The sequence below is a fragment of the Endozoicomonas sp. genome (genome assembly GCF_051008435.1).
In the GTDB taxonomy this organism is placed as follows: domain Bacteria; phylum Pseudomonadota; class Gammaproteobacteria; order Pseudomonadales; family Endozoicomonadaceae; genus Endozoicomonas_A.
Window position 1 is genome coordinate 1 of the sequence record NZ_JBPCXO010000335.1, and the last position, 1072, is coordinate 1072.

1 protein-coding gene is annotated in these 1072 nt (G+C 47.3%); it reads right to left on the reverse strand.

Annotated features, from left to right (window positions below):
* Nucleotides 1–105 precede the first annotated feature (105 nt).
* Entirely contained in the window at nucleotides 106–936 is an 831-nt protein-coding gene (locus ACR2PX_RS16950; RefSeq protein WP_434000541.1) for a DMT family transporter, read from the reverse strand.
* Nucleotides 937–1072: the final 136 nt, after the last annotated feature.

Below are 1072 nucleotides of genomic sequence, written 5' to 3' on the forward strand. Positions count from 1 at the left end.
AGAACGAGTCGAATTATTCGATGGATTCGTGAGAATAGTTGACCTATTTAATCGAATTCATCGAATAATTGGGCCGTTCTTTCTGGAATTTAGGCCGAAATTGTCTTAAGTCCGACAGGCTCCTAGCATCAGCTGCATAGTAATCGCTTCACTCAATACGGCAGCGCCAAGCCATAGCGCCAGAACCGGGGTAATCAGAGGTATCACAGAAACCATTGCCAGAGGCAACCGTCTGAGAATCACAAAGTAGGCGACAAAGCCCAGCAGTGATCCAACCACTGCTAAATAAATCACAGCCCAGACACTCTGCACGGAAACTTCTGTTGGCATTCCTCCATCCATCACCCACCAGGTAAGAAAGAAGCCCGGTAATGCAAACGTCAGAGAACCAAAAGTTTGCTCCAAAGCATCAATGCCTGTTTCTTTTTGCAGGTAACGGGTTCCTACCTGACTGATACTGAAAACCAGATTCGAAACCAGCATCAGCCCGATACCAATGAATGCCTCTTTACCCAGTGTCCATTGAGAAGCAAAGACCACCAATAAACCACAAACAGCCATAGCCAGTGCAAGGATTTTACGGGTCACGAAAAAAGGCTCTTTCAATACCCATGCACCCAGAATGCCGGAAATGATTGGGACCATAGCAAACAGTACTGAAATTAATCCTGACGGAATGTAATTGGCCGCCATATAAACCAGCAGCATATTCGGGAACAACCCCAAACTGGAAACCCAGTACAGACGCCAATGTTTGCGCTTCAATCCAGCCATATGCTTGATCATGGCAATGGCTACCGCTGTTAACAAAAAGGCCAGCAGCATTCGTGAAAGCACAGAAGCATAGGCACTGAAACTGCCATTGCTGAGTTTGATAGCCAGAGGCGTCGTTGACCAGATCAGGATCACGGCCAGATAATTCCCCAAGACAGGCATTTCCTTTCCCTCAAGGTAGGCCGCTTCGCGGCGACTTTTTGCCCAGTGCAGCCCTCCAACCTATGGGAAATACCCGTCATTTTCTTTTGTCTATCCTTACTGACTTTGATCCCGAGAACAGCAAAGGATAGAGCCA

Excerpts from the sequence above, each read along its gene's own strand:
- ACR2PX_RS16950 (WP_434000541.1), bottom strand. The coding sequence starts at position 936 with ATGCCTGTCTTGGGGAATTATCTGGCCGTGATCCTGATCTGGTCAACG.